The organism is Anaeromyxobacter sp. (assembly GCA_016718565.1).
In the GTDB taxonomy this organism is placed as follows: domain Bacteria; phylum Myxococcota; class Myxococcia; order Myxococcales; family Anaeromyxobacteraceae; genus JADKCZ01.
The window spans coordinates 187,549-212,323 of sequence record JADKCZ010000008.1; the positions used below are offsets into that span (position 1 = coordinate 187,549).

The following is a 24,775-nucleotide window of genomic DNA, read 5'->3' on the forward strand; positions in this document are numbered from 1 at the left end:
GGCGGCCGTCCCCTCCCTGGGGGCGGCCCTCGGCCCGAACGGTCACCTCCCGGCGCAGCGCGACGCGCGCGCAGGAGGTGGCCCGGGGCGCTACAGCACCTTCCAGGTCGTGCCCGCCGCGCCGTCCATGATGGCCACGCCCTGCCCCAGCAGCTCGTCGCGGATGGCGTCGGAGCGGGCGAAGTCCTTGGCCTGCCGAGCGGCCCGGCGCTCGGCCAGCCGCGCCTCCACCGCCGCCCCGTCCACCCCGCGCCGCGCCGCCGCCAGGTCGCGCAGCGCCAGCAGGGCCACGGCCGGGGGGCGCTGCAGGATGCCCAGGGTCTCGCCCACGGTGCGCGCCGCGCCGGCGAAGGCCGCCAGCTGGGCCTGCTGCGCCGGGGTCCGCCTGCCCTTCAGGTCGCACAGCGCGTTGGCGGCCGTGAAGGCCTCGGCCAGCAGGCCGAGCACCTGCGGCGTGTTGAAGTCGTCGTCCAGCGCGGCGCGGCAGCGCTCCACCAGCCCGTCGTCCGCCGCCGCGGCCGCCCCGCCCGCGGCGCGGTCGGCCTTCTCCAGCGTCTCGTAGAGGTAGCCGAGCCGCCGGTCTGCCTCGGCCAGGATGGTGTCGGAGAAGTTGAAGTCGCGCCGGTACTGCGTGCCCAGCAGGAAGAAGCGCAGCCCCTCGGCGTCCCAGCGCTCCAGCACCTGGCGCACCGTGAAGAAGTTGCCCAGCGACTTCGACATCTTCTCGTCGTCGATCTCCACGAAGCCGTTGTGCAGCCAGGCGCGGGCGTAGCTGTCGGCGCGCACGCCGTCGCCGCAGGCGCAGACCGACTGGGCGATCTCGTTGGTGTGGTGCGGGAAGACCAGGTCCTTGCCGCCGGTGTGCAGGTCGAAGGTGTCGCCCAGGTGCTTCCGGGTCATGGCCGAGCACTCGATGTGCCAGCCGGGGCGGCCGTCGCCCCAGGGCGAGGGCCAGCGCGGCTCGCCCGGCTTGGCCGCCTTCCAGAGGGCGAAGTCGAGCGGGTCGTGCTTCACCTCGCCGGTGGCCACCCTGGCCCCGGCCAGCAGGTCGTCGAGGTTGCGCCCGGAGAGCTGCCCGTAGGCCGGGAACTTGCGGACCGCGAAGTAGACGTCGCCGTTGCCGGGGGCGTAGGCGAACCCCTTCTCCACCAGCGTGGCGATCAGCGCCACGATCTCCGGGATGTGGCCGGAGACGCGCGGCTCCACGTCGGGCCTGAGGCAGCCGAGCGCGTCCAGGTCGCGGTGGAACTCGTCGGCGAAGCGGGCCGCCAGCGCCACCGGGTCCTCGCCGCGCTCGTTGGCGCGCTGGATGATCTTGTCGTCGACGTCGGTGAAGTTGCGCACGTACGTCACGACCAGGCCGCGCGCCCGGAGGTGGCGCACCACCACGTCCCACACCACGTAGCAGCGGGCGTGGCCCAGGTGGGAGAGGTCGTAGACGGTGGGGCCGCAGGCGTAGAGGCCGATCCGGCCCGGGACCAGCGGCACCAGCGGGCGCTTGCCGCCGGAGAGGGTGTCGTGGATCTGGATGGTCATGGTGGGGGGCGGGGTCAGCGGGCCAGCGCCTTCACGAGGGCGCGCAGGTTGACGGCCAGGACGAGGAGGAGCACCGCCGCGCCCAGCACCGGCAGCCAGCGCTCGCGGGGGCGCTCGCCGTCGCGCAGGACCAGCCAGCGATCCTCCAGCGGGGCGCCCCGGGCCTTCAGGGCGGCCGCCACCTCGGCGTAGTCGGCGCGGGCGGCGGCGGGCAGGAGGCGCCCCTCGTAGACCGGCGGGCCGCCGCGGCCGGGCCGGTCCACCAGCAGGTTGGTCCCGGCCACCCGGCCCACGGTGCGCTGCTGCCCGGTGCGCGCCACGGTGACCGGCACCGCGTCGCCGAGCTCGCCGCGCACCTGCACCAGCCGGTTCTCGCGGGCCCGGTCGAGCGCGTAGGCGCCGGGCCCGCCCAGGTCGATGGGGTCGCGCGCCGACAGCACGTAGGCCACGTCGGCCGAGAGCTCCCAGAGCAGCCAGCCGGAGACCAGCACGGCCAGGGTGGCGAAGATGGGCGAGCGGGCCAGCAGCGGCGACTCGCGGCGCGGGCGCGGCGGGGGCGGCGCGACCTCACCGGGTGCGGTGGGCCCGGGCGCGGCCTCCCCGGGGGCGGCGAAGAAGGCCTCCTCGGCCGGGGGCGGCGCGGGCGGCGGGGTGGGCCGGCTCACGCGCCCCTCCGCACCAGCAGCGCCACCGCGTGGGCGGCGATGCCCTCGCCGCGGCCGACGAACCCCATCCCCTCGCCGGTGGTGGCCTTGACGTTGACCTGCGCCGGCGAGGCGCCCAGCGCCTCCGCCAGCCGGGCCCGCATCTCCTCGGTCCGCGGCGCGATCCTGGGGCGCCGGGCCGCCAGGGTGACGTCGGCGTTGCCGAGCCGCCAGCCGGCCGCGGCGGCCTTGGCCGCGATCTCGCGGAGCAGCACCAGCGAGCTGACCCCCTTCCAGCGCGGGTCGGTGTCCGGGAAGTGGCGGCCCAGGTCGCCCAGGCCGGCCGCGCCCAGGATGGCGTCGCCGATGGCGTGGGCGCAGACGTCGGCGTCGGAGTGGCCCAGCAGGCCGTCACCCTCGAACTCCACGCCGCCCAGCACCAGCCGCCGCCCGGCCTCGAAGCGGTGGCAGTCGTAGGCCACCCCGGTGGCGAAGGGGGCCTCGGTGAGGGCCCGGGCCCGCGCCACGTCCTCCGGGGTGGTGATCTTGAAGTTGGCTGGCTCGCCCGGCACCAGCGCCACCTGGGCGCCGAGCCGCTCCACCAGGCCGCACTCGTCGGTGGCCGAGGAGGCGTCCGCGCCGGCCGCCTGGTAGGCGCGCAGCAGCAGGTCGCGCCGGAAGCCCTGGGGCGTCTGGGCCAGCCAGAGGGTGCGCCGATCCAGGGTCTCGGCCACCACCGGCAGGCCGGGGCTGGCCCGCTTGACCGTGTCGGTCACCGGCAGCGCCGCCAGCGCCGCGCCGCCGGCCGCGGCGGCCTGGGCCACCCTGAGGACCAGGTCGGGCGAGGCGAACGGGCGCGCCGCGTCGTGCACCAGCACCACCGCGCAGCCCTCCAGGGCCTCGAGGCCGGCCAGCACCGAGTCGGCCCGCTGGGCCCCGCCGGCCACCACCCGGACGCCCTTGCCGAGGTCCTGGAGCTCGGCCTGGCCGCGTCCCTCCTCGCCAGGGGGCACCACCACCACCAGGTCGTCCACCGCCGGGCAGTCCGCCAGCAGCCTGGCCGAGCGCCGCAGCACCGACTCCCCGCCCAGGGTGAGCCACTGCTTGGCCACCCCGGCCCGCAGCCCGGCGCCGCCCGCTGCCACGATGGCCCCCACCCGCTCCCCGGCGATCATCCGCTCCTCCAGCCGCGCCGCGCCCGCTCGGGGCCCGGCGGCGGCGCTGGCACCTCGGCTGCACTCCCCGGGCGGCATGCGCTCGCTGGCGCCACCCGCCGCCCGGAAGCCCCGGAAACGAGAACGCCGCGCGGACGGGGGTCCGGGCGGCGGTCCAGCCCTGCCCGCCCCGGCGTGCGGCCGGGGCGGCCGGTCAACAGTTGAAGATCTTCTTCAGGTCGGTCTCGACGTCCTGCTCGTCGCACTCCTTGGCGATGGCCAGCTCCTTGATGAGGAGCGAGCGGGCCGTGTCGAGCATCTTCCGCTCGCCGAAGGAGAGGTCCTTGTCGGAGCGGAGCAGGTAGAGGTCGCGCAGCACCTCCGCGATCTCGAAGACCGAGCCCGTCTTGATCTTGTCCATGTACTCGCGGTACCGGCGGTTCCAGGTCGTGGAGTCGACCGAGACCTCCTTCTCGCGCAGGATGGCGTAGACCTTCTTGACGTCCTTCTCGCCGATGATCTCGCGCAGGCCGACCGAGTTGACCTTGTTCATCGGGATCATGATCTTCATCCCGTTCTCGAGGATCCGCAGCACGTAGAAGGACTGGCGCTGGCCGGCCACCTCCTTGTGCTCGATGCCCAGGACCTCGCCCACCCCCTGTCCGGGGTAGACGGCCTTGTCACCGACCTTGAAGCTCGGGGAAACCTGAGTAGACTGCGTAGCCGCCATTCGCACCTCCGCTCGCCATGGCTTCCCGGCCCCCTCCTGATAGGAGGGCCGAGGCGGGAGCTTAGTCGCGGAGAAGTACCACGTTTTTCGGACCAAATCAATATCACTCGGGATTTCCCCCGTGGGCGCGGCGCGTCAACGGGCGCAGTCCGGATTCATCCATGAATCCGAGCGCACCCCTCCTGCCGCTGGCCGTGGGGCTGCTGCTCGGCGCCGCCCTGTCGCTCGGCGGTGTCCCGTTCCACCCCGCCGGGCTCGTTGCGCTTCCCCTGGCCGCCTCGCCGCCGCTGGCCCCGGTGGCCTTCGCCGCCGCGGGCTGGCTCTCGGCCGACCTGGCCAGGGCGACCCCCGCCCCCAGGGTCCCGGAGCACCCCGTCGAGCTGGAGGGGCGTGTCACCACCGTCCCTTCGCCGGGCTTCGACCGGCTGCGCTTCACCCTGCGGACCCCGGCAGGCGATCTCTACGAGGTGCTGGCGCCGCCGGCCGCCTGGCCGCTTTCGGCGGGTGACCGGCTCCGCTTCCCGGCGCGGCTGGCGCGCCCACCCGGACCGCGCAACCCAGGCGCCGCCGATCAGGCCGCCCGGCTGGCCGCGGTGGGCGTGGCGCTGCAGGCGCAGGCCCTGCTCCCGCCCGTGCGGGTGGCGCCCCCGAGCCCGCTGGCCTGGCTGGAGCGGGGTCGCGAGCGCTTCGCCGAGGCGGCCAGGGCCGCCCTGCCCGCCCGGGAGGCCGGGCTGGTGCGCGCCATCGGGACGGGCGACCGGGCCGGGCTCGACCAGGCCACCAGCGACTCCTTCGCCCGCTCCGGCCTGGCCCACGTGCTGGCCGTCTCCGGCCTGCACCTGGTGGTGGTGGCGGCCGGGCTGGCCTGGCTGCTGGGGGCCGGCCTGGCCCGGGTGGAGCCGCTGGCCGCGCGGTACGACACCCGCCGCCTGGCGGCGGCGCTGGCCCTGCCGGCGGTGCTGGCCTACACCCTGGCCACCGGCGCCGGGTTCGCCATCGTCCGCGCCGCCCTGGCCTCGGGCGCCCTCTTCGGCGCCAGCCTGCTCGACCGCGAGGGCTCCTCCTCCAACACCCTGGGGCTGGCCACCCTGGCGGTGCTGGCGGTGGAGCCGGGGGCCCTGCTCGACCCGTCGCTGCAGCTCTCGCTGGCCTCGGTGGCCGGGCTGGTGGCGCTGGCCGGACCGCTCCGCCGGGCCCTCCCCTTCGCTCGGCCCCACCGCGGCAGCTGGCGGGCTCGCCTGCTCGAGCCCCTGCTGGCCGGCCTGGCCGCGACCGTGGCGGCCAGCCTGGCCACGGCCCCCATCCTGGCGCTCCACTTCCACCGCCTGCCCGCCCTGGGCGTGCTGGCCAACCTGGCCGGCGTCCCCATCGGCACGGCGCTCACCGCCCTGACCGCCGCCGCGGCCCTGCTGGCGGCCGCCTGGCCCCCGCTGGCCCTGCCGCTCCTCTGGGTGTGCCGCCCGCTGGCGACCGCCCTGCTGGCGGTCTCGGATGCCGCCGCCGCCCCGTCGTTCGCGGTGATCGGGGTGGCCTCGCCCGGGCCGCTGGTGGCCGGCGTGGCCTGCGCCCTGGCCCTCTCGCTGGGGTGGCTGCGGGGGATGGCTCGCTGGGCCGCGGCCGCGGCCTTCGTGGCCTGCCTGGCCCTGCCCGGGCCGGTGCGGGCCGCCGCCGCCCGGTCGCGCGGGCAGCTGGAGGTCATCTTCACCTCGGTGGGCCAGGGCGACGCCACGCTGCTCAGGCTGCCCGACGGCGCGGCCGTGCTGGTGGACGCCGGCGGGACCTTCCCGGGCGGCGTCGACCCTGGCGCCCGCGACCTGGTGCCGCTGCTCCGCGACCTCGGCGTGGAGCGGCTGGCGCTGGTGGTCGTGTCGCACCCCCACCCGGATCACACGCTCGGGCTGGCGGCCGTGGCGGCGGCCTTCCCGGTGGAGGAGGTCATCCTGGGCGGCGGGCCGCCCGACGGGGCGGTGGCCGAGGTGCTGGCCCGTCTCCCGGCCGCCCGCCGGCTGCGCCGCGGCCAGGCCTGGGAGCGGGCCGGGGTGCGGCTGCTGGCCGTCTCGGCCGACGACCCGGCGCTCGAGGAGAACGACGCCTCGCTGGTGCTGCGCGTCGAGCACGGCCGGACCGCGCTGCTCCTCACCGGCGACCTGGAGGGCGCGGGCGAGGCGGCGGCGCTGGCCGCCTCGGGCCCGCTGCTGCGCGCCGACCTGGTGAAGGTGCCGCACCACGGGAGCCGGACCAGCTCGTCGGTGCCGTTCGTCGAGCTGGTGCGCCCGACCTGGGCCGTGGCCAGCCTGGGGGCCGGCAACCGCTTCGGCTTCCCGCACGCCGAGGCCGAGGCGCGCTGGCGCGGCGCCGGCGCGGCCTGGGCCCGGACCGACCAGGGGGCGGCGCGCTTCCTCTCGGACGGGGAGGCCTTCCGGAGGGTGCCGGCCGGCGACGCCGTGGACCCGCTGGCGGTGTGGCGGGAGCGGCGGGCGCCGGCATCGGTCCCGGACGGCGGAGCCGTGGCCCGTGAGCCAGCGCCGGCGCTCGGTGAGTCGCACGGGAAGGAGGGGCCATGAGCGAGGGCGGGGGCGAGGACGAAGGCGGCGCTGAGCTCGGGATCGAGGCGCCAGCGCCGGTTGCGGGCGCCACCCGGGTGGCTGCGGGGGTCCTGCTGCGGTGGGCCCTGGGAGGCGGATCGGCGCCGGTGGCGCCGCACCTGGTGGTCCTCGCCCGGGGTGGTGGCGAGCGGTCCGTGGCGCTGGCCGAGGAGCTGATCGTCGGCCGGGACCACGGCGCCGGGCTGCGCCTCGCCGACCCGGGGGTGTCGCGCCGGCACGCCCGGCTCCGGCTCGGCGAGGCGGGCCAGGCCACGGTGGAGGACCTCGGCTCCAAGAACGGCGTGGTGCTCAACGGCGCGCGCCTGGCGTCCGGGGCGGTGGCGCTCCGGCCGGGCGACCGGCTGGTGCTCGGCGGGACCGAGCTCCGCTTCGTCGACCCGGTGGAGGCGCTGGTGCACGGCGCCGGGGAGCTGGCGCCTGGCCTGGTGGTCGAAGCGGGCGCGCCGGCGGCCGCGTCGACCCCGGCCGAGGACCACGCTCCGGCGCCGGGGCCGCCTCACCGGGCGGTCCACGCCTGGGCGCTCCTGGCGGCCGCCTCGCTCCTGCTGGCCGGCGCCTCGGCGGGCCTGGCGGCCTGGTGAGCCTGCTCAGCGGTTGCGCAGCTCCTCGGCCCGCTGGCTCGCCAGCTCCCGGAGCCGCGGGGTGGCGTCGGCGCCGCCGTGGGAGGCGTAGCGCTGGTACACCTCCACGGCGCGCCGGTCGCCGAGCTGCCGGTAGCACTCGGCCAGCCCCCAGAGCGGGGAGGCCCGGTCGGGATCGAGCTCGGCGGCGCGCTGGTAGTCGCGCGCCGCCTCGCGCAGCTGGCCGAGCCCGAGGCGCGCGCTGCCACGCGCCTCGTGGGCCACCCCGAGCTCCGGGGCCCGCTCCAGCGCCCGGCTCAGGCTGTCCACCGCCAGGGCGAAGTCGCGCGCCGCGAACTGCGTCAGGCCGGAGCGGTACAGCTCCGCCGCGCTGGGGCCGTCGGGCTCCGGCGGCGCGGGCGGGGCCGCCCGGGCCGGTGGAGGTGGGGCGGCCAGTCCACCCCCGAAGCCGGGCGCGGCCCCGTCCTCGGGCGCGAGCCTGTAGACCCGGGCGCCGGCGCCGCCGGCCCCGACCCCGGCGCCGCTCCCCGCAGGGCCGACGCCCGCCGCGGCCCCCGCGCCCACCCCGGGCGCCCCGCCCCCGGGCACGCCGGGGCGCGGCGGGTTCCGCACCTCGTCGAGCAGCCTCCTGGCCTCGAGGTTGCCGGGCTCGGCCTCCAGCACCAGCCGGAGCTGGGCCTCGGCCTTGTCCGGGTGGCGGAGGGTGGCGTAGGTGCGCGCCAGCCGGAGGCGCGCCTCCGACGAGGCGGAGTCGAGGTAGACGGCGTCCTGGTAGAGGAAGAGCGCGCTGCGGGGCTCGCCCGCCGCCGCCGCGCGATCCCCCGCCGCGAGCTTCTCGGCGAAGGCCGGGCTGGGCGGTGCCGCTGGCGGGGCGGCGCCAGGCGCAGGCGCGGCCGGCGGCGATGCGGCGACCGGCGGAGCGAGGGTGGCCAGGCGGCGCGGCGGCGGCTGGAGCGAGCGTGGCCGAGGGGACGGCAGCGCCCACGGGCCCGGCGGAAGGTGGGGTGGTCGCCGGCGCCGGCGCGGCGGATGCTGCGGCAGCGGTGCCGGAAGCAACAGGGGAAGCCGCTGGCGCAGCAGCCGTGAGCCCCGCACCCGCCCCTCCCACGGCAGCGCCCGCGGTGATCAGGGCCGAGGCGAGGCCGGGGCCGGAGGAGGAGGGACCGGCCGGGGTCACCGCGCGCTGCTCACCGGGGTGATGGGGCGCCGCGGCCGCGGCCGCAGTCGGGGTCGGGGTCGGGGTCGCGGTCGGGGTCGCGGTCGGAGTCGCGGTCGAGGTCGAGGTCGAGGTCGAGGTCGGGGTCGCGGTCGCGGTCGAGGTCGAGGTCGGGGTCGCGGTCGCGGTCGCAGTCGGGGTCGCGGTCGGGGTCGCGGTCTCGGTCGCAGTCGGGGTCGCGGTCTCGGTCGCAGTCGGGGCCGCGGTCGCCGTCGCGGCCGCAATTGCGGTCGCAGTCGGGGTGGCGGTCGGGCTCGGGACCGCGGTCGAACTCGCGGCCGAGGTCGCCACGCTCCGCTCACCCTCTCCCCCAGCCTGCTGGGGGAGAGGGCCGGGGTGAGGGGGCGCCGCGGCCACGATCGGTGCCGCAACCACGGCCGCCGGATCGGCCTTCGGCTCCGGCGCCTGCAGCGCCTCCAGGTGCGCCTTGGCCTTCTCGACCCAGGCGGCCTGGTCGGGCAGCGGCTTGGCCAGGTCCAGGTAGAGCCGGTACTCGGCGACGGCGGCGGGCTTGTCGTCGAGCAGCCGCAGCGTCTCGGCGTGGCCGTAGTGGCCGTCGGGGTCGGCCGGGCGGAGCTTGACGTAGCGGCCGTAGGCCTGGCGGGCGCGCGCCAGGTCGCCGGACTTGCGCGCCGCGAAGGCCAGGTTGTACCAGGCCAGCGCATACTCCGGGTCGATCTCGACGGCGTAGCCGAAGGCCTGCAGGGCCTCGGGGAGCCGCTTCTGGCCGAAGTGCACCTCGCCCTGGGCCTCGTAGGCCTCGGCGTAGGCGCCGTGGCGCTTCAGGGCGCCGGCGTAGGCCGCCAGCGCCCCGTCGGCGTCGCCGGCCTTCCGCAGCGCGTCGCCCTGCTCCTTGAGCGCCCGCGCCTCGGGAGGGGCCGGCGGGGCCGCGGCCAGGGCCGGACCGGCGAGCAGGACGAGGAGCGGGAGGAGGGCGCGCATCGTCCCATTCTACTTGAGGCGGCCGCGGCCCGCGACGAGGCGGGCTGCGACCAGGCGCCTCGCGGCGGCGCGGCGGCGGCCCGGGGGGCGGGCCGCCTGGCCGCCGGCGCTCAGCGCCGGAACGGGTTCTCGAGGATGATGGTCTCGCCGCGGTCGGCGCCCACCGACAGCCCCATCACCTTCACGCCGGAGAGCGCCTCGACCCGCCGCACGTAGGCCTTGGCGTTCTTCGGGAAGGCCTCGAAGTCGCGCAGCCCGTCCACCTTCTCGGTGAAGCCGGGCAGCTCCTCGTAGACCGCCTCGGCCCGCTCCAGCAGCTCCGGATCCGAGGGCATCTCGTCCATCACCTTGCCGTCGATCTTGTACCCGACCGCGATCTTCAGCGTCTCGAAGCCGGTCAGGCAGTCGAGCTTGGTGATGGCCAGGCCGTCCAGGCCGTTGACGCGGGCGGCGAAGCGCAGCGCCAGCATGTCGAGCCAGCCGCAGCGGCGGGGGCGGCCGGTGGTGGCCCCGAACTCGTTGCCGATCTTGCGCAGCCGCTCGCCGGTCTCGTCCTTCAGCTCGGTGGGGTACGGGCCGCCGCCCACCCGGGTCGAGTAGGCCTTGGTGATGCCGAGCACGTAGTCCACGGCGCGAGGCCCGAGGCCACAGCCCACCACCGCGTTGCCGGCCACCGTGTTGGAGGAGGTGACGAACGGGTAGGTGCCGTGGTCCACGTCCAGCATGGTGCCCTGGGCCCCCTCGAAGAGGAGCTGCTTGCCGGCCTTGAGGGCGCGGTGGAGCCAGAGCGACACGTCGGTGGCGTAGACCGCCAGCCGCTTGCCGAGCAGCGCGTGCTCCCGGACGATGGCCGCCTCGTCGAGCTCCGACGGCGCGCCCAGCCGCTTCAGCTCCTCGCGGGCCTGCTGGACCCGCTCCTTCACCTTGCGGGCCAGCCGGGCCTCGTCGAGCAGGTCGCGGACCCGCAGGCCACGCCGCGCCACCTTGTCCTCGTAGGTCGGGCCGATGCCGCGGCCGGTGGTGCCGATCTTGCCGGCGCCGGCGGCCGCCTCGCGGGCCACGTCGATCTGCTTGTGCCACGGCATGATGACGTGGGCGTCCAGCGAGAGCACCAGCTGGGCGTCGTCCTTCAGGAAGCCCTTCTGCTTGAGCCGGTCGATCTCCATCACGAAGACGGCCGGGTCGAGCACCACGCCGTTGCCGATGACGCAGGACTTGCCCGGGTGGAGGATGCCGGCCGGGATGAGGTGCAGGACGGTCTTCTCGCCGTCCACCACCAGCGTGTGGCCGGCGTTGTTCCCTCCCTGGAAGCGGACCACCACGTCGGCGTGCGAGGTGAGGAGGTCGACGATCTTCCCCTTGCCCTCGTCGCCCCACTGGGCTCCGACGACCACGACGTTCGGCATCTGGATGGCTCCTGGTGTCCGGCCCGGGCGGGCCGGCGCGGCGCGCCGACGGGCGCGCGGGACGGGAAAGATACCAGCAGGGCCGGGAGGTTGGAAGCGCCCAGACGTGCGCCGCGGCGCACGTCCCCCGGGGGCGGACGGAGCGCCGCGGGCCGGCCCGCCGGACCGGCCTACCGCCTGGCGGCGCGCCGGCGCGGCGCCTTGGCCTGGCGCTCCAGCGCCTGGGTGGCGAACTCCAGGTCCACCGCGAAGCCGATGGCGGGGCCGGGCCGCCCGAAGCGGGCCAGCAGCTCGTCGTAGCGCCCACCCGCCGCCACCGCGGCCCCGGCCCCCGGCGCGTAGCCGGCGAAGGTCAGCCCGGTGTAGTAGCCGAGCCCGCGGGCCTCGCCCAGGTCCACCGCCACCTCGCCCAGCCCCTTCCGGCGGGCCAGCCGGAGCGCCGCCTCCACCTCGGCCAGCGCCGGCGCGCAGGCCGGCACCCGGCGGGCGAAGGCCCGGGCCCGGGTCAGGGCTCCGTCGCCGTACAGGCCGGCCAGCTCGGCCAGCGCCGCCCTCGCCGCGGTGGCGCCGCGCGCCCGTCGGGCCAGCCGCTCCAGCGCCCCGCCGTCCTTGCGGGCCAGCGCCAGCCAGGCCTCCTCCTGCGCCGGGCCGGACAGGCCGGCCGCCTCCAGCGCGGCGGCGGCGAAGCGGGCGTGGCCCACCTCGATGACGGCGTCGCTCAGGCCCACCGTGGCCAGCGACTGGCGCAGCACCACCAGCGCCTCGGCGTCGGCCCGGGGGCCGCCGGCGCCCAGCAGCTCCACGCCGGCCTGGTAGACCTCGCGCGGCCGGCCGGCGCGCGCCTCGCGGGCCCGCAGCACCGGCCCGTCGTAGCAGAGCCGCGCCGGCGCCGGCAGGGCGTCGGGCCGCGCCGCGTAGAGCCGGGCGATCTGCGGGGTGATGTCGGGCCGGATGGCCACCACCTCGCCCGAGCCGGGCTCGACGAACTTCATGACGTCGGCCAGCGCCGCCCGCGACAGGCCGCGCTCCACCACCTCGAGGCGCTCCAGGGTCGGCAGGAAGAGCCGGCGGTAGCCGAAGCCGGCGAAGACCTCCTGCAGGCGGCTGGAGAGCTCGGCCAGGTGGGCCGAGTGGTCGGGCAGCAGGTCCCGCAGGCCGGTGGGCAGCGACAGGTCGAGCATCGGGTCCTCGGGCTACAGCGTGATGGCCTTGACGGTGCGGACGTGCGGCAGGGCCCGCACCCGGTCCAGCACGGCCGGCTCGGGCACGGAGTCCACGTTCAGGAAGGCGAAGGCCCGCGTCCGGTCGTCGAGGCGGGAGAGCGAGATGCGGGCGATGTTGACGCCGGCGGCGCCCAGCGTGGTGCCCAGGTTGCCCACCACCCCCGGGGCGTCGTCGTTCTCGCAGAGGATGACCAGGCCGGCCGGCACCGCCTCGAGCCGGAAGCCGTTGAGCCGCACCAGCCGCGCCTCGGACTTGCCGTAGACCGTGCCGGCCACGCTCACCTCGCCGCCCTGCCCCCGCACCGTCACGGTGAGCAGGCTGGCGTAGTCCACCGCCTCGGCCACCCGCTCCTCGCGCAGCACCAGGCCGCGCTCCCTGGCCGCGCTGGGGGCGCTCACCTCGTTGACCGGGGTGTCGAGGACGTGGCGCAGCAGCCCCACCAGCGCCCGGTTGGCCAGCGCCCGGGTCGGCGCCGAGGCCAGCTCGCCGGCCACCGACACCACCACCTCGGTGGGACCGGCCGGCAGGAGCTGCCCGGCCAGGGCGCCCAGGGTCTCGGCCAGCGGCAGGTACGGGCCCAGGGCGGCCAGCACCTCCTTGGGCAGGCTGGGTACGTTGATGGCGTTGGTCACCTCGCCCGCCTTGAGGTACTGCGCCATCTGCTCGGCCACCGCCACCGCCACCGCCACCTGGGCCTCCTCGGTGGAGGCGCCCAGGTGCGGGGTGAGCACCACGTTGTCGAGCGCCAGGAGCGGGTGGCCGGCCGGCGGGGGCTCGGGGTCGAAGACGTCCAGCGCCGCGCCGCCCAGGTGGCCGGACGCCAGCGCGGCCGCCAGGGCCACCTCGTCGACGATGCCGCCGCGGGCGCAGTTCACCAGCACCGCCCCCGGCTTCATCCTGGCCAGGGCGGCGGCGTCGACCAGGTTGCGGGTCTGGTCGGTGAGGGGCACGTGCAGCGAGATGGCGTCGGCCTCGCGCCACACCCCCTCCAGGTCGGTGAGCGTCACGCCCAGCCGGGCGGCGGCCTCCGGCGAGATGAAGGGGTCGTAGGCCACCACCTTCATCTTCATGGCGCGGCAGCGGTCCACCAGGATGGAGCCGATGTTGCCGATGCCCACCACCCCCAGCGTCTTGCCGGCCAGCTCGCGCCCCTGGAACTTCTTCTTCTCCCACCTGCCGGCCTTGACGCTGGCGGTGGCGGCGGCCACGTGGCGGAACAGCGACAGGATCATCGCCAGGGCCAGCTCGGCCACCGCCGTGGAGGAGCCGCCCGGGGTGTTCATCACCACCACGCCGCGGCGGGTGGCCGCCTCCAGGTCCACGTTGTCCACGCCCACGCCGGCCCGCCCCACCACCCTGAGGCGGGTGGCCTTCTCCAGCAGGCGGGCCGTCACCTTGGTGGCGCTGCGGACGGCCAGCCCCTCGTAGTCGCCGATGATGGCCTCCAGCGCCTCGGCCTTCAGGCCGACCTTGACGTCGACCTCCAGGCCGGCGTCGCGGAGGATCTGGACCGCCTCGGTGGAGAGGTCGTCTGAGACCAGGACCCGGAACATGCTGCCTCCTGCTGCGAGAGCGGGTGGTGTCTGAAAAAGGGGCCGCATGCTGTCAGCGGCCCGCCGGCGCGTCAACGCTCCGGCAGGGATGGGGCGGCTCAGCGCCCCGGCGCGCGCAGCCCGGACAGCAGCAGGCCGACCAGCTGCGCCTTGACGGCGTCGAGCTCGTCCTCCGACGGCTCGGGCGGCCGCACCAGGCCCATCACCAGGCCGGTCAGGGTCATCTCCAGCGCGCCCAGCACGGCGGCCGCGGCCACCACCGGCTCGACGTCGGCGCGCAGCTCGCCGGCCGCCTGCCCGCGCCGCACCAGGTCGGCCAGGATGCCCACCGCCGCCGCGAAGGTCTGGGGAGTCGAGCCGGCCCGCAGCGCGTTGGGCGTGCGGGTCACCTCCAGGATGAGCACCCGCACCGCCGTCGGCGCCGTCTTGTAGACGTCCAGCACGAAGCCGCACACCCCGGCGATCTTCTCCTCGGAGGTGCCCGGCCCCTCGTCGATGGCCCTGAGGGCGTTGATGAGGATGGTCCACTGCTCGGCGAAGACGCTCTCGAGCAGCTCGTCCTTGTTCTTGAAGTAGTGGTAGACGAGCCCGTAGGCCACGCCGGCGGCGCGCGCCACGTCGGCGATGCGGCAGCCGTGGTAGCCCTTCTCCGCGAAGACCCGCACCGCGGCGTGCAGGATGGCGCGGCGCTTCTCCGGCTCGGCGGCGTCGGCGGCGACGCGGTGCGGCGGGGCTCTCTGCGGGCGCGGGGCGGTCACTCGTGGCTCCTGGGTGCCGCCGGTATCTAGCAGACCGCTCAGCGCCCGCCCAGCCCGGCGGCGCGGCCCAGATCGAGCATCACCGAGCCGCCCAGGTCACCGCAGCCGTCCACCCTGAGCGCCGCCTGGACGCGGAAGCAGCGGCACGGCGAGTCCCACTCCACCCCGGCCACGTGCTGCTGGGCGTCCCAGGGGCCCACCAGCCTGGTGCCCGAGCCCTGGCAGGCGGCCACCTGGGCGGTGCGGCCGGGCAGCCGGACGTCGTAGCGCAGCGCCGCCGGGCCGAGCTGGAGCGTGGCCCCCAGGGTGGCCGTGGCCAGGGCGTCCACCGGCGCGACGCGGCCGTCGAAGAGCACGTCCTGGCCCGCGCCCAGGCGCCCGGAGCCGCCCGCGCCCACCGCCAGCAGGCCGGCCCTGAGCGAGTCGCCGCGGCCGTCGGCCAGCGCCAGGGCCAGGCGCACCTCGGAGAAGGCGTCCAGCCAGGAGCCGCCCGCGGAGACCGGCGCGCCGGCCGGGCGCCCGGCGGTCCAGAGGCGCAGGTCGGCCTCGGCGGTGAGCGGACCGCCGGCGGCGGCCGCCGAGAGCCAGGCCTCGGCCAGCGTGCCGCGCCCGAGGTCCACCTCCTGCCCCACCTCGGCCCGCACCAGCTCCACCTCGCCGCGGGACAGCCGGGTGGCCAGGGCCAGCCGCAGCTGGTGCGACAGTCCCGGCGGGGCGGCCGCGGCCAGGCGCGCCCCGGCGAAGGCCGCGGCGGCGCCGGCCGGGGTGGCCGGCCCGCGGTCCAGGCCGTCGGCGGCGAAGGTCTCGGCCCGCCCGCCCGCCACCCCCGAGGTGAGCGACCAGTCGAGCCTGGGCTGGACCAGGTGGCGCAGCCCGCCGAAGCGGCGCGCCAGCGTGGTCCCGGCGCCGAGCCGCGCCCGGCCCCACCCGGCGGTCACCACCTGGCCCTCGCCGTCGGCGAGCGCGCCCTGCGCGGCGCCCTGCAGCGACGGGATCAGCGAGAGCACCCCACCCACGGTGAACGGAGCGGCCAGCTCGGCGCGGGTCTCGAGGCGGGTGAGCGCCCGCCGCTCCCCCACCTGCCAGCGCCCGTCCAGCTCGGTGGGATCGGCGGCGTCCCGGGTCCAGCCGCGGTCGCCCGGCCCGAGGCCGTCGGCGCCGCCGTCGGAGGTGGCGCCGCCGGGCGGGGCGAAGCGGGCCAGGCCGGCCCGGCCGGAGAGCCGCAGCGGCCCGGCCAGCGCCGTGGGCAGGAGGGTGGCCGCCAGCGCGGGCCAGCGCTGGAAGGCCGGCAAACCGCCGCCGAAGAGGCCGCCCTGGCAGCCGGTGTCGCCGCCGGCGCAGGCCGCCAGGCTGCCGTCGCGCGCCACCGGCTGGAGCCAGGCGGCGGAGAGGTCCAGCACCAGGTCCTGGCCCCGGCCGGAGACCTGCAGGGCCGAGCGGCGGGTGGTGGCGTCTCGCTGCAGCACGTCCGGGGTGAAGTCGCGCACGTGCAGCGGATCTCCCACCAGGTCGAGGTCGGCGCGCAGGGTGGCGCGCGGCGAGAGCCGCTGGGCCCAGCCGCCGGACAGCGCCAGCCGCAGCCCGCTGGCGCCGGCCGCGCCATCCACCGGCCCCAGCTCCTCCTCGTCGTCGAGATCCCAGGCCAGATCGGCCTTCAGCCGCCCGGCCGCCTCCGGGGTGGGCGTCCAGCGCAGCTCCAGGGACGCCCCGGGCCCGCGCACCGCCGGGTCGCCCGCCGCCACCTGGGCGCGGCGCCGACCGAAGTGCCAGCGGGGCGTGGCCGTCAGGTCGGCGGCCGGCCCCAGGGTGACGTAGACCGGCTGGCCCAGGGTGAAGCCGGTGGGGCCGGTGGTCCCGAGCTCGGTGGCCAGCAGGCCGGTGACCCGCTCCCCGAGCGGCAGCGCCACCCACGGGAAGGTGAACACCGGGACCGGCCGCTCCAGCAGGAGGAAGCGGGGCGTCACGTAGACCACCGGCCAGGTCAGCTCGACGCGCTCGCCCGGGTGGACCACGGCCCGATCGGCCCGCAGCTCCCAGGAGGGCGGCCCGGCCGGGCAGTCGCACAGCGTGAGCCGCACGCCGGTGAGCTGGACCGGCCCGACCTCGCCGGCGGCCGTGCCGGTGATGCGATCGGCCCGCGCCACCAGGGCGTTGGCGCCGCAGCGGCCCGCCGCCGCCGCGTCGGCCGCGGCCGACAGGTCGGTCGGGCCGCGCTTGAGGTAGACCACCACCCCGCTGGCCTCGAAGTCGCCGTCCAGCACGGCGTGCAGCCCCTCGGCCGCCACGGCCCGGGTGGCGTCGGTGAGCAGGACGTCGCCGGCCGCCTCCACCGTGCTGCTGCGCGGGTCCCATCGGGCCGAGCGGGCGCGCAGCCGCACCACGCCGCGGCTGATGACCACGCCGCCCTCGAGCCGGTAGGTGCCGCCCGCCACGTCGTAGGCGGCGGAGCCGGCCTCGACGCGGACCGCCCCATCGCCGCCCGGGACGGGGGTGGCGGCGAGGAGCCCGGCCGCGAGCAGGGCGGCGAGCGGGAGCAGCACGCCCGCCTAGAGCTTCGGCGCGGGCTCCGCCGGGGCCCCGGCGGGCGCGTCGGGCGGGGCCACCAGGATGCCCTCGTCCTCGGGGGCGGCCGCGGGCTCGTCGGCGGCGGGCAGGGCGGCCGCCTCGGCCGCGCTGGGGGGCCGCTCGAAGTCCAGGGCCAGCATGTCCCCCTCCACCTTCTGCTGGTAGGGGACGCGCTGCTTGAGCTTGATGTCCACCACGTAGCTGCTCCCCCGCATGCTCGGGGTGACCAGCGCCACCGGCGAGGCGAAGAAGGAGGTGTCGAGGAAGCGGGTGTCGTTGCGGCGGGTGGCGCGGGTGTTCTCCAGCTCGATGCGCACCACGTCGTCGCCCACGTCGGTCACCGTGAAGCGCGGCGGGGCGCTGGTGCGCAGGAAGACCCGCGACGCGCCGGGCACCTGCTGGAAGCCCACCTCGGCCAGCCTGGTGGCGGGACCGGCCCCGGCCAGCGCGGCGGCCTTGGCGGCGGCGCGGGCCTCCACGTCCAGCCGGCGGGCCTCGAGCGCCGCCACCCTGGCGGCCTCGGCCTCCTCGCGGGCGCGCTGCCTGGCGTCGGCGCGGGCCTGGCGATCCGCCTCGGCGGCGGCCCGCCTGGCGGCCACCGCGGCGGCGGCGGCGGCCTGCTTCTCGACGGCGGCGGCGGCGGCGGCCGCCTTGCGCTCGGCCGCGGCGGCGGCCCGGGCCTCGGCCTCGGCCGCCTTGGTGGCCTGGGCCTCGGCCCTGGCCTGCTCGCGGGCCAGCCGGTCGGCCTCCTTGCGGGCGCGCAGCTCCTCGGCGGCCCGGGTCCTGGCGTCGGCGGCGGCCAGCCGCCTGGCCTCGGCGTCGGCGCGGACCTGCTCGATGGCGGCGGTCTTGGCCTCGGCGGCGGCGCGCGCCTGGGCGGCGGCCTCCTCCCTGGCCTGGCGCTCGGCGGCGGCGGCGGCCACCGCGGGATCCTCGGCGGGCGCCACCACCACGCCCTCCTCGGCCAGCTTCACCCCGTCCGGCGGGGCCTCCTGGGCGCTGGCCTTGGCCTTGATCTCGGCGCTGCGGGCGGCGGCCACCTCGCGCTCGGCGTCGGCCACCCTGGCCTGCGCGGCCACCGCCTCGGCCTCGGCGGCCGCCTTGGCCGCGGACGCCTCCCGGGCCACCCGGTCGGCCTCGGCCTGGGCGCGCACCTGCGCCTCGGAGGCGGCCTGGGCCTGGGCCTGCGCCTGGGCCAGGGCCTCCGCCTCGACCTGGGCCCTGGCCGCTTCGTCGGCGCGGGCCTGGGCCAGCGCGTCGTCCTTGGCCTGCTGCGCCGCCTCGACGGCCAGCGCGGCGGCGGCCGCGGCGGGCGGCTTGGCGACGCGCACCAGCAGGTCGTTGCCCACCGACTGCACGTCAGGCGGCTCCACCTCGACGAGGAAGGCCACCATGACGCGGGCGATGGAGGTGGCGCCCGAGCCGTAGGACAGGTTCTTCACCACCGAGATCACGCCGTCCTCCACCGACAGGCTCTCGGTCACCCCGGAGAACTGCGACTCCGACAGGTCGATGACGAAGCGCGGCGGGTCGGCCATCGAGAAGGTGGTGAAGTTGGGCGGCCGGGTCCCCTTGACGGTGACCACGACGGTCGTCCCCTCGTCCTTGACGTCGACGGCGGAGATGACGTTCAGCTCCTGCGCCTGGGAGGCGCCGGCGATCAGGCAGGTGAGGGCCAGCAGGTGGCGGGATCGCATCGTGGGCTCCGTCCGTGATTTCCGGTCGGAAAAGATAACACGGGGTCGGGAGGGGTCGAATTATCGGGTCCGCCGATATCGTGCGCACACGCCGCCACCTGGCGCCTCCTCCGGGCCACCGCCGGGCGCCGCGGCGGACCGCCCCAGGCTGCGGCTCAGGCGCCGAGCAGCAGCGCCCGCGCCTCGCCCACCAGGTAGAGCGAGCCGGCCACCACCACCGGCCGGCCGCCCGCCGCCGCCCGGGCGCAGGCCAGCGCCTCCGGCAGCCCCGGGTGCACGTCGGCCGTGAGCCCCAGGCCGGCCGCCAGGGCCGCCACCTCGGCCGCCGCCCGGGCCCGCGCCGTGACCGGCGTCACCAGGTGGAGCCGCCGCGCCGCCGGCGCCAGCGCCGCCAGCATGGCGCGGTGGTCCTTGTCGGCCAGCACCCCGAAGACCAGCTCGGCCGGCTGCCCCGGGTGCAGCGCCGCCAGGGCGGCGGCCAGCGCCTCGGCGCCCTGCGGGTTGTGGGCCCCGTCGAGCAGCACGCCCCCCACCCGCTCCAGCCGGCCAGGCCAGCGGGCGGCCGCGAAGCCCCGCGCCACCTCGCCCTCCCCCACCGGCAGGCCGGTCCGCGCCAGGGCCCGCAGCGCGGCGGCCGCCAGGGCGGCGTTGCCGCGCTGGTGCGGGCCCAGGAGCCCCAGCGGCCCGTCCCAGCCGGCCGGCGCCACCTCGAAGGGCGCGCCCACCCGCGCCGCCGCGTCGGAGAGCACCTCCAGGACCCCGGGCGGCTGCGCCGCGTGGACCACCGCCGCCACCCCGGGCTTGAAGATGCCGGCCTTCTCGCGGGCCACCAGCGCCACGGTGTCGCCCAGCCACTGGGTGTGGTCGAGCCCGATGCGCGCCACCGCCGTCACCGCCGGCCGCACCGCGTTGGTGGCGTCGAGCCGCCCGCCCAGCCCCACCTCCACCACCATCACGTCCACCCGCTGGCGGGCGAAGTGGCGCAGCGCCGCCAGGGTGGCCACCTCGAAGTAGCTGAGCCGCTCCTCCGGGGCGCCGCCCTCGTGCCAGGGGCAGGCGGCCCGCACCTCGGCCACCACCTGCGCCAGCGCCCGGTCGTCCACCGGCGCGCCGTCCACCTGGATCCGCTCGTTGAAGCGCACCAGGTGCGGCGAGGTGTAGAGCCCGGTGCGCAGGCCGGCCGCCTGCAGGGCCGCGGCGGCCAGGGCGCAGGTGGAGCCCTTGCCGTTGGTGCCGGCCACGTGCAGCACCGGCGCCGCGCGCTCCGGGCGCCCCAGCGCCGTGAGGGGCCCGCTCGACGCGCTCCAGCCCGAGGTGCACCGCCAGCGGCGAGAGCCCCTCCAGGTAGCGGTGGACGTCAGGCACGGGCGGGCTCCGCAGGGCGCGGCCCTTCGGGCGGCTACCCGAGCAGCGCCAGGATCTGGGCCAGCCGGTCGCGCATCTCGCCGCGCGGCACGATGGCGTCGATCATGCCGTGCTCCAGCAGGAACTCGGAGCGCTGGAACCCCGGCGGCAGCTTCTCGCGGATGGTCTGCTCGATGACGCGCGGGCCGGCGAAGCCGATCAGGGCCTTGGGCTCGGCGATGATCACGTCGCCCAGCCAGGCGAAGGAGGCCGCCACCCCGCCGGTGGTGGGGTGCAGCATGACCGAGACGTAGGGCTTGCGCACGGTGCGGAAGCGGTTGAGCGCCGCCGAGGTCTTGGCCATCTGCATCAGCGAGAAGATGCCCTCCTGCATGCGCGCGCCGCCGCTGGAGCTGAAGACGATGCAGGGGATCTGTCGCTCGTAGGCGCGGTCGATGACCCGGGCCACCTTCTCACCCACCACCGAGCCCATCGAGCCGCCCATGAACTCGAAGGCGAAGCTGCCCAGCGAGACCGGCGTGCCGCCGATGCTGCCCACCCCGGAGATGAAGGCGTCGCGCAGGCCGGTGGCCTTGTAGGTGGACTTGAGGCGGTCCTTGTACTTCTTGGCGTCGGTGAAGCCGAGCGGGTCCTGCGGCGTCAGGTCGGTGTCGAGCTCCTGCCAGGTGCCCGGGTCGAGCAGCATCTCGAAGCGGCGCGCGGCCAGCAGCATGTCGTGGTGGCCGCAGAGCGGGCAGACGTTCCAGTTCTTGGTCCACTCCGACTTGGCCACCACCTCGCCGCAGCCGTCGCACTTGTTCCAGATCCCCTCGCCCTTCTTGGCGGCCGGGGGCGGGGCGTCGGGCGTGGTCGCCTTCGACTTGAGCTTCTTCTCCTTCGAGAACCAGGCCATGGGGCACCTCTAGAGCGTGAACTGGTCGCCGACGGCCAGGATGCGGACGCCCGGGAGCTTCAGGGCGGCCACCTCCCGGCGCAGCGCGGCGGCGTAGGCAGGCTTCAGGTGGTAGAGCAGCACCGGGAAGCCGTTCCGGTCGAGCTTGGCGAGCTCGGTCGCCAGGGTGTTGGGGGTGAGGTGGCCGGAGACGTCGGCCAGCCCCTGCAGGTCGTTGGGGAAGGAGACCTCCACCAGCAGCGCGCGCAGCTTGCGGGTGGCGTTGACCTTCTTCCAGAAGGCCACGGTGGGGCCGGTGTCGCCGGAGATGGCCAGCTCGGACCGGCCGTCGGAGACCACGAAGCCCACCGACTCCACCGGGTGGCAGACCGGGACCGGGCGGAAGGTGAGCGTGCCGGCCTTGAAGGGCCGGGTGGGGGCGAAGGGCCGGAGCTCCAGCACCGGCCGGGCCGGGCTGGGGATGCGGGTGAAGTCCGGCCAGAGCCGGTCGTTGAAGACGCTGTCGCGCAGCGTGCGGGCGCACTCGGTGGAGGCGTGCACCCGCACCGGCGTGGTGCGCCGGCCCACCAGCAGGTCGGCCAGCAGCGGCACGTCCTTGACGTGGTCGAAGTGGCTGTGGCTCAGCACCACGTCGTCCACCCGGAGCAGCTCCTCCAGGGAGAGGGACGAGGTGAGCGCGCCGGCGTCGAGCGCCACCCGGCCGTCGAGCAGGAAGCAGGTGGTCTTGTGGCGGGGCAGCTCGCCGCCGGAGCAGCCCAGGACGCGGAGCTTCACGCCACGTCTCCGAACTGCGCCTTCATCTGCAGGAACTCCAGGAAGTGTCGGAGCTTGGCCACGTCGGCCACCACGAAGCCGTCGGGGTGGACCGCGATGAGCTTGGCCTTGAGCAGCTTGAGGAGCGCCTCGTCGGCCTGCTCCGGCCGCACCCCCACCCGCGCCGCCAGCTCCCTGGGCGGCACCTCGATCTTCTGGCCGGCCGGCGTGCGCAGGCCGCGCTCCGCCGACATGGCCAGCCAGTGCACCACCCGCGAGGCGGCGTCGGTGAGCAGCAGGTTCTCGATCTGCTCGTTGGCCTCGGCCAGCCGGTCGGAGAGCTTCTTGATGAGCCGCACCGCGATCTCGGCGCTGGAGCGGACCATGGTCTCGAACGTCTTGGCGTCGATGACCAGCACCTTGGAGTCCTCGGCGCAGGTGGCGGTGGCGGAGCGGGGCCGGTTGTTGAGGATGGCCATCTCGCCCAGGAACTCGCCCGGCCCCAGGGTCGAGAGGATCTTCTCCACCTCCCCCACCCGCTTGGAGATGGTCACCTTGCCCTGGTGCACCACGAACATCTCCTGGCCGCGCTCGCCCTCGTGGAACAGCACCGCGCCACGCGGGAACTCCCTGCCGAAGCGCTGGAACATGGGGTCGTCGGCCATTGGTTTCCGGCCCCGTCCTTATCCGAGGGGCCCGCGGCGTGTCAACGAAAGGTCCAGACGCTTCGGGGCGTTGCGCGGTGCGTCGCTCACTTGGACTTCATCTCGAAGACCCCGTCCCACTCCGGCCCGGGGGGCGCGCGGCGCATGGCCTCGCAGCGGGCCACGTAGACCCGGGCGCAGGCGTCGCCGCCCCGCAGGCGGTCCGCCTCGCTGAAATGGGCGCTGGCCTCGTCCCAGCGCTGCGCCTGCCAGGCCGACAGCCCCCAGGCGAAGGCCTCCAGGAAGGGGGCCAGCGCCGCCGGCGCCGGGGCCAGGCAGAGGATCTCGTGGATCCGCACCGGGGCCCGCTTGCCCTTGACCCGCACCAGGTCGAGCGGCCGCCCCACCACCTCGCCCTGCACCTGCGCCCAGGTGTCGGGCCCCACCAGGATGCGGGTGCCGTACTCCTTGTTGGCCCCCTCCAGGCGCGAGGCCAGGTTCACCGCGTCGCCGAGGATGGTGTAGTTGTAGAAGCGGTCCTGGCTGCCGACGAACCCCACCGACATGGGGCCGGTGTTGAGGCCGATGCCGATGTCGATGTCCGGCACGCCCTGGGCCCGCCAGCCGGCCCGCAGCCGCTCCAGCTCCTCCAGCATGGCCAGGGCGGCCCGACAGGCCCGCAGGGCGTGGTCCGGCTGGGCCCGCGGCGCCCCCCAGAACGCCATGATGGCGTCGCCCATGTACTTGTCGAGGGTGCCCTGGTGGCCCGAGACGATGATGTCGGTCATGGGGGTCAGGTACTGGTTCAGCACCCCCAGCAGCACGTGCGGGTCCAGCTGCTCCGAGATGCTGGTGAACCCGCGGATGTCGGCGAAGAGCGCGGTCAGCTCCCGCTTCTCGCCGCCCAGCTTGAGGGACCCCTCGCTCTTGAGCACCTCGTCCACGATGGCCGGCGCCAGGAAGCGGCTGAACCGCTCGCGCGCTTTGCGCCGCTCCCGCTCCTCCGAGAAGACCCGGTAGGAGGTGGCGGCCAGGAACATGGCGAAGACCTGCAGCAGCGGCAGCCCGCTGGCCAGCACCAGGTTGTAGCGGCGCAGCGCCAGCACCGAGACGGCGGCCCACAGCGCCATCACGGCCGCCAGGGCCGGCAGCGCCGCCAGCGAGCTGACCCGGGAGAAGAGGAGCGCCAGCCCCACCGAGGCCAGCACCATGAACAGCACCTCGCCCATCACCACCCACTGCGACCGCTCCAGCAGCTGGCCGTGCAGCACGTTGTCCAGGAAGGTGGCGTGGGTGATGACCCCGGGCGCGATGGGGTCGAAGGGGGTGACCCGCTGGTCCCAGGTCCCGGGGGCGGTGGTCCCGACCACCGCGATGCGCCCCGCCATCTGCTCGCGCGGGATGCGCCCGTGCAGCACGTCGGTGGCCGACCAGGCCGGGAAGTCGCGGAAGGGGCCGTAGTAGTTGAGCGGCGCGCGGCCGTAGTCGTCGGTGGCGATCTCCAGGGCCCCCACCCGCAGCCCCACCAGCACCTGCGAGCCGGCCACCCCCACCGGGCGCACCGGGGCCGGCAGCCCGTCGCGGCCGCTCACCCGCGCCAGCACCGCCACCCCCAGCGCCGGGTAGGTGGCGCCGCCGCTGGAGGCCAGCGCGTGGTAGCGGCGGATGACGCCGTCGGCGTCGGGAAGCACGGTGCAGTAGCCGCCGCTGTCGGCCACCTCCACCACCTCGGCCACCGGCGGGACCACGTCGGGGAAGGTCCGGCCCACGGCGCGCTGCCGCCCGGCCGGGCCGCCCGCGGCCGCCGCCTCGCCGGAGAGCCGCCCGCCGGCGTCCAGCACCTCCACCGCCTCGGCGCGGAAGAAGCGCAGCGCCCCGGCCCGCGCCTCGGCGGCCTGCGCGGAGGCCGGCGGGTCGGCCGAGAACATGAAGCCCACCGTGACGTTGCGGGCCCGCTCGATGGCATCGGCCAGCTGGCGGGTCGGGTCCACGTCGGGGGGCAGGCCCGGCTGGCCGCCGCCGGCGGCCGCCCAGGCCTGGTCCAGCCGACGGGCCTGGGCCGGGTCGCTGGCTTCGGCGCGCGCCGCCTTGACCAGGCCCGCCACCTCGGCCAGCCGCCGCCCCTGCTGGTCCTGGTCGGACCAGACCACGTCGAACCCCACCGCCGCCACGCCGCCCTCGGCCAGCGCGTCCACCAGCCGCGCCATGGTGGCCCGGCTCCAGGGCCACATCCCCTCGGCCTCCACCGAGCGCTCGTCCACCGCCACCACCACCACCCGGCCCGAGGGCGCCCGCGGCCCGCGCAGCGTGGTCAGGACGTAGTCCTGGGCGGCGTGCTCGATGCGCGAGATGACCGGCAGCTGCGAGCCCTGCTGGGCGAAGAGCACGTCCAGCACGTGCAGGGCGGAGACCACCAGGCCCGCGTACAGCGCCAGCCGGAACGCGTCGACGCGCAGCAGGGCTCGGCGGGCGGAGGGCATGGGGCGTCACGGATGGTACCAGAGGTGGG

The 24,775-nt window shown here is 76.6% G+C and carries 16 protein-coding genes and 3 pseudogenes; 2 read left to right on the plus strand and 17 right to left on the minus strand.

Translation table 11 applies throughout. The features are described from left to right. Positions 1 to 90 precede the first annotated feature (90 nt). From IPO09_16290 to IPO09_16305, 4 genes are all read right to left on the minus strand, one after another. A complete protein-coding gene (locus IPO09_16290; GenBank protein ID MBK9518875.1) occupies positions 91 to 1,536 on the minus strand; it encodes a cysteine--tRNA ligase in 1,446 nt (481 codons plus the stop codon). Between the two features lie 14 nt (positions 1,537 to 1,550). Next, positions 1,551 to 2,201: a hypothetical protein gene (locus tag IPO09_16295; GenBank protein ID MBK9518876.1), complete on the minus strand. Its 651-nt coding sequence runs from the start codon at positions 2,199 to 2,201 to the stop codon at positions 1,551 to 1,553. Continuing rightward, positions 2,198 to 3,355, minus strand: coding sequence for a 2-C-methyl-D-erythritol 4-phosphate cytidylyltransferase (gene ispD / locus IPO09_16300; protein MBK9518877.1), 1,158 nt, complete (start codon positions 3,353 to 3,355; stop codon positions 2,198 to 2,200). The genes IPO09_16295 and ispD overlap by 4 nt, the downstream gene beginning before the upstream one ends. A 193-nt stretch (positions 3,356 to 3,548) precedes the next feature. Then, the gene (locus tag IPO09_16305; protein ID MBK9518878.1) at positions 3,549 to 4,064 is read right to left on the minus strand and encodes a CarD family transcriptional regulator; all 516 of its coding nucleotides are present in this window, start codon (positions 4,062 to 4,064) and stop codon (positions 3,549 to 3,551) included. 161 nt (positions 4,065 to 4,225) lie between these two features. Between IPO09_16305 and IPO09_16310 the strand changes: the two genes are divergently transcribed. Further along, the gene (locus IPO09_16310) at positions 4,226 to 6,628 is read left to right on the plus strand and encodes a DNA internalization-related competence protein ComEC/Rec2 (GenBank protein MBK9518879.1); all 2,403 of its coding nucleotides are present in this window, start codon (positions 4,226 to 4,228) and stop codon (positions 6,626 to 6,628) included. Beyond that, positions 6,625 to 7,251 (plus strand): FHA domain-containing protein, encoded by a 627-nt coding sequence (locus tag IPO09_16315; protein ID MBK9518880.1) that lies wholly within the window; start codon positions 6,625 to 6,627, stop codon positions 7,249 to 7,251. The genes IPO09_16310 and IPO09_16315 overlap by 4 nt, the downstream gene beginning before the upstream one ends. Before the next feature lie 6 nt (positions 7,252 to 7,257). Here IPO09_16315 and IPO09_16320 read toward each other — a convergent pair whose 3' ends face one another. From IPO09_16320 to IPO09_16380, 13 genes and pseudogenes are all read right to left on the minus strand, one after another. Continuing rightward, positions 7,258 to 8,307, minus strand: a complete 1,050-nt coding sequence (locus tag IPO09_16320) for a tetratricopeptide repeat protein (GenBank protein MBK9518881.1) — start codon at positions 8,305 to 8,307, stop codon at positions 7,258 to 7,260. A gap of 628 nt (positions 8,308 to 8,935) precedes the next feature. After that, positions 8,936 to 9,409: pseudogene (locus IPO09_16325) on the minus strand (tetratricopeptide repeat protein). Positions 9,410 to 9,519: 110 nt separating this feature from the next. Then, the gene (locus IPO09_16330; GenBank protein MBK9518882.1) at positions 9,520 to 10,815 is read right to left on the minus strand and encodes an adenylosuccinate synthase; all 1,296 of its coding nucleotides are present in this window, start codon (positions 10,813 to 10,815) and stop codon (positions 9,520 to 9,522) included. Positions 10,816 to 10,985: 170 nt separating this feature from the next. Continuing rightward, positions 10,986 to 11,996 (minus strand): ATP phosphoribosyltransferase regulatory subunit, encoded by a 1,011-nt coding sequence (gene hisZ, locus IPO09_16335; GenBank protein ID MBK9518883.1) that lies wholly within the window; start codon positions 11,994 to 11,996, stop codon positions 10,986 to 10,988. Between the two features lie 12 nt (positions 11,997 to 12,008). Beyond that, positions 12,009 to 13,592 (minus strand): phosphoglycerate dehydrogenase, encoded by a 1,584-nt coding sequence (locus IPO09_16340; GenBank protein ID MBK9518884.1) that lies wholly within the window; start codon positions 13,590 to 13,592, stop codon positions 12,009 to 12,011. Positions 13,593 to 13,690: 98 nt separating this feature from the next. After that, a complete protein-coding gene (locus tag IPO09_16345) occupies positions 13,691 to 14,350 on the minus strand; it encodes a TetR/AcrR family transcriptional regulator (protein ID MBK9518885.1) in 660 nt (219 codons plus the stop codon). 38 nt (positions 14,351 to 14,388) lie between these two features. Further along, on the minus strand, positions 14,389 to 16,890 hold the full coding sequence (locus IPO09_16350) for an LPS-assembly protein LptD (GenBank protein MBK9518886.1): 2,502 nt from the start codon (positions 16,888 to 16,890) through the stop codon (positions 14,389 to 14,391). 1,095 nt (positions 16,891 to 17,985) lie between these two features. Then, positions 17,986 to 18,612, minus strand: a pseudogene (locus tag IPO09_16355) (AMIN domain-containing protein). A gap of 155 nt (positions 18,613 to 18,767) precedes the next feature. After that, positions 18,768 to 19,977, minus strand: a pseudogene (locus tag IPO09_16360) (bifunctional folylpolyglutamate synthase/dihydrofolate synthase). A 34-nt stretch (positions 19,978 to 20,011) separates the two neighbouring features. Further along, on the minus strand, positions 20,012 to 20,869 hold the full coding sequence (locus tag IPO09_16365) for an acetyl-CoA carboxylase carboxyltransferase subunit beta (protein ID MBK9518887.1): 858 nt from the start codon (positions 20,867 to 20,869) through the stop codon (positions 20,012 to 20,014). A gap of 9 nt (positions 20,870 to 20,878) precedes the next feature. After that, positions 20,879 to 21,643, minus strand: a complete 765-nt coding sequence (locus IPO09_16370) for a 3',5'-cyclic-nucleotide phosphodiesterase (GenBank protein ID MBK9518888.1) — start codon at positions 21,641 to 21,643, stop codon at positions 20,879 to 20,881. Continuing rightward, positions 21,640 to 22,287 carry a Crp/Fnr family transcriptional regulator gene (locus IPO09_16375; GenBank protein MBK9518889.1) on the minus strand — a complete coding sequence of 216 codons (648 nt, stop codon included), beginning with the start codon at positions 22,285 to 22,287 and terminating at the stop codon, positions 21,640 to 21,642. The genes IPO09_16370 and IPO09_16375 overlap by 4 nt, the downstream gene beginning before the upstream one ends. Positions 22,288 to 22,373: 86 nt before the next feature. Next, entirely contained in the window at positions 22,374 to 24,746 is a 2,373-nt protein-coding gene (locus IPO09_16380; protein MBK9518890.1) for an adenylate/guanylate cyclase domain-containing protein, read from the minus strand. Positions 24,747 to 24,775: the final 29 nt, after the last annotated feature.

What these genes read in the sequence shown, in the direction of transcription:
- IPO09_16290 (MBK9518875.1), bottom strand. Translation starts at nt 1,536, where the DNA reads ATGACCATCCAGATCCACGACACCCTCTCCGGCGGCAAGCGCCCGCTG.
- hisZ (MBK9518883.1), bottom strand. Translation starts at nt 11,996, where the DNA reads ATGCTCGACCTGTCGCTGCCCACCGGCCTGCGGGACCTGCTGCCCGAC.
- IPO09_16315 (MBK9518880.1), top strand. Translation starts at nt 6,625, where the DNA reads ATGAGCGAGGGCGGGGGCGAGGACGAAGGCGGCGCTGAGCTCGGGATC.
- IPO09_16365 (MBK9518887.1), bottom strand. Translation starts at nt 20,869, where the DNA reads ATGGCCTGGTTCTCGAAGGAGAAGAAGCTCAAGTCGAAGGCGACCACG.
- IPO09_16305 (MBK9518878.1), bottom strand. Translation starts at nt 4,064, where the DNA reads ATGGCGGCTACGCAGTCTACTCAGGTTTCCCCGAGCTTCAAGGTCGGT.
- IPO09_16310 (MBK9518879.1), top strand. Translation starts at nt 4,226, where the DNA reads ATGAATCCGAGCGCACCCCTCCTGCCGCTGGCCGTGGGGCTGCTGCTC.
- IPO09_16375 (MBK9518889.1), bottom strand. Translation starts at nt 22,287, where the DNA reads ATGGCCGACGACCCCATGTTCCAGCGCTTCGGCAGGGAGTTCCCGCGT.
- IPO09_16340 (MBK9518884.1), bottom strand. Translation starts at nt 13,592, where the DNA reads ATGTTCCGGGTCCTGGTCTCAGACGACCTCTCCACCGAGGCGGTCCAG.
- ispD (MBK9518877.1), bottom strand. Translation starts at nt 3,355, where the DNA reads ATGATCGCCGGGGAGCGGGTGGGGGCCATCGTGGCAGCGGGCGGCGCC.
- IPO09_16380 (MBK9518890.1), bottom strand. Translation starts at nt 24,746, where the DNA reads ATGCCCTCCGCCCGCCGAGCCCTGCTGCGCGTCGACGCGTTCCGGCTG.
- IPO09_16330 (MBK9518882.1), bottom strand. Translation starts at nt 10,815, where the DNA reads ATGCCGAACGTCGTGGTCGTCGGAGCCCAGTGGGGCGACGAGGGCAAG.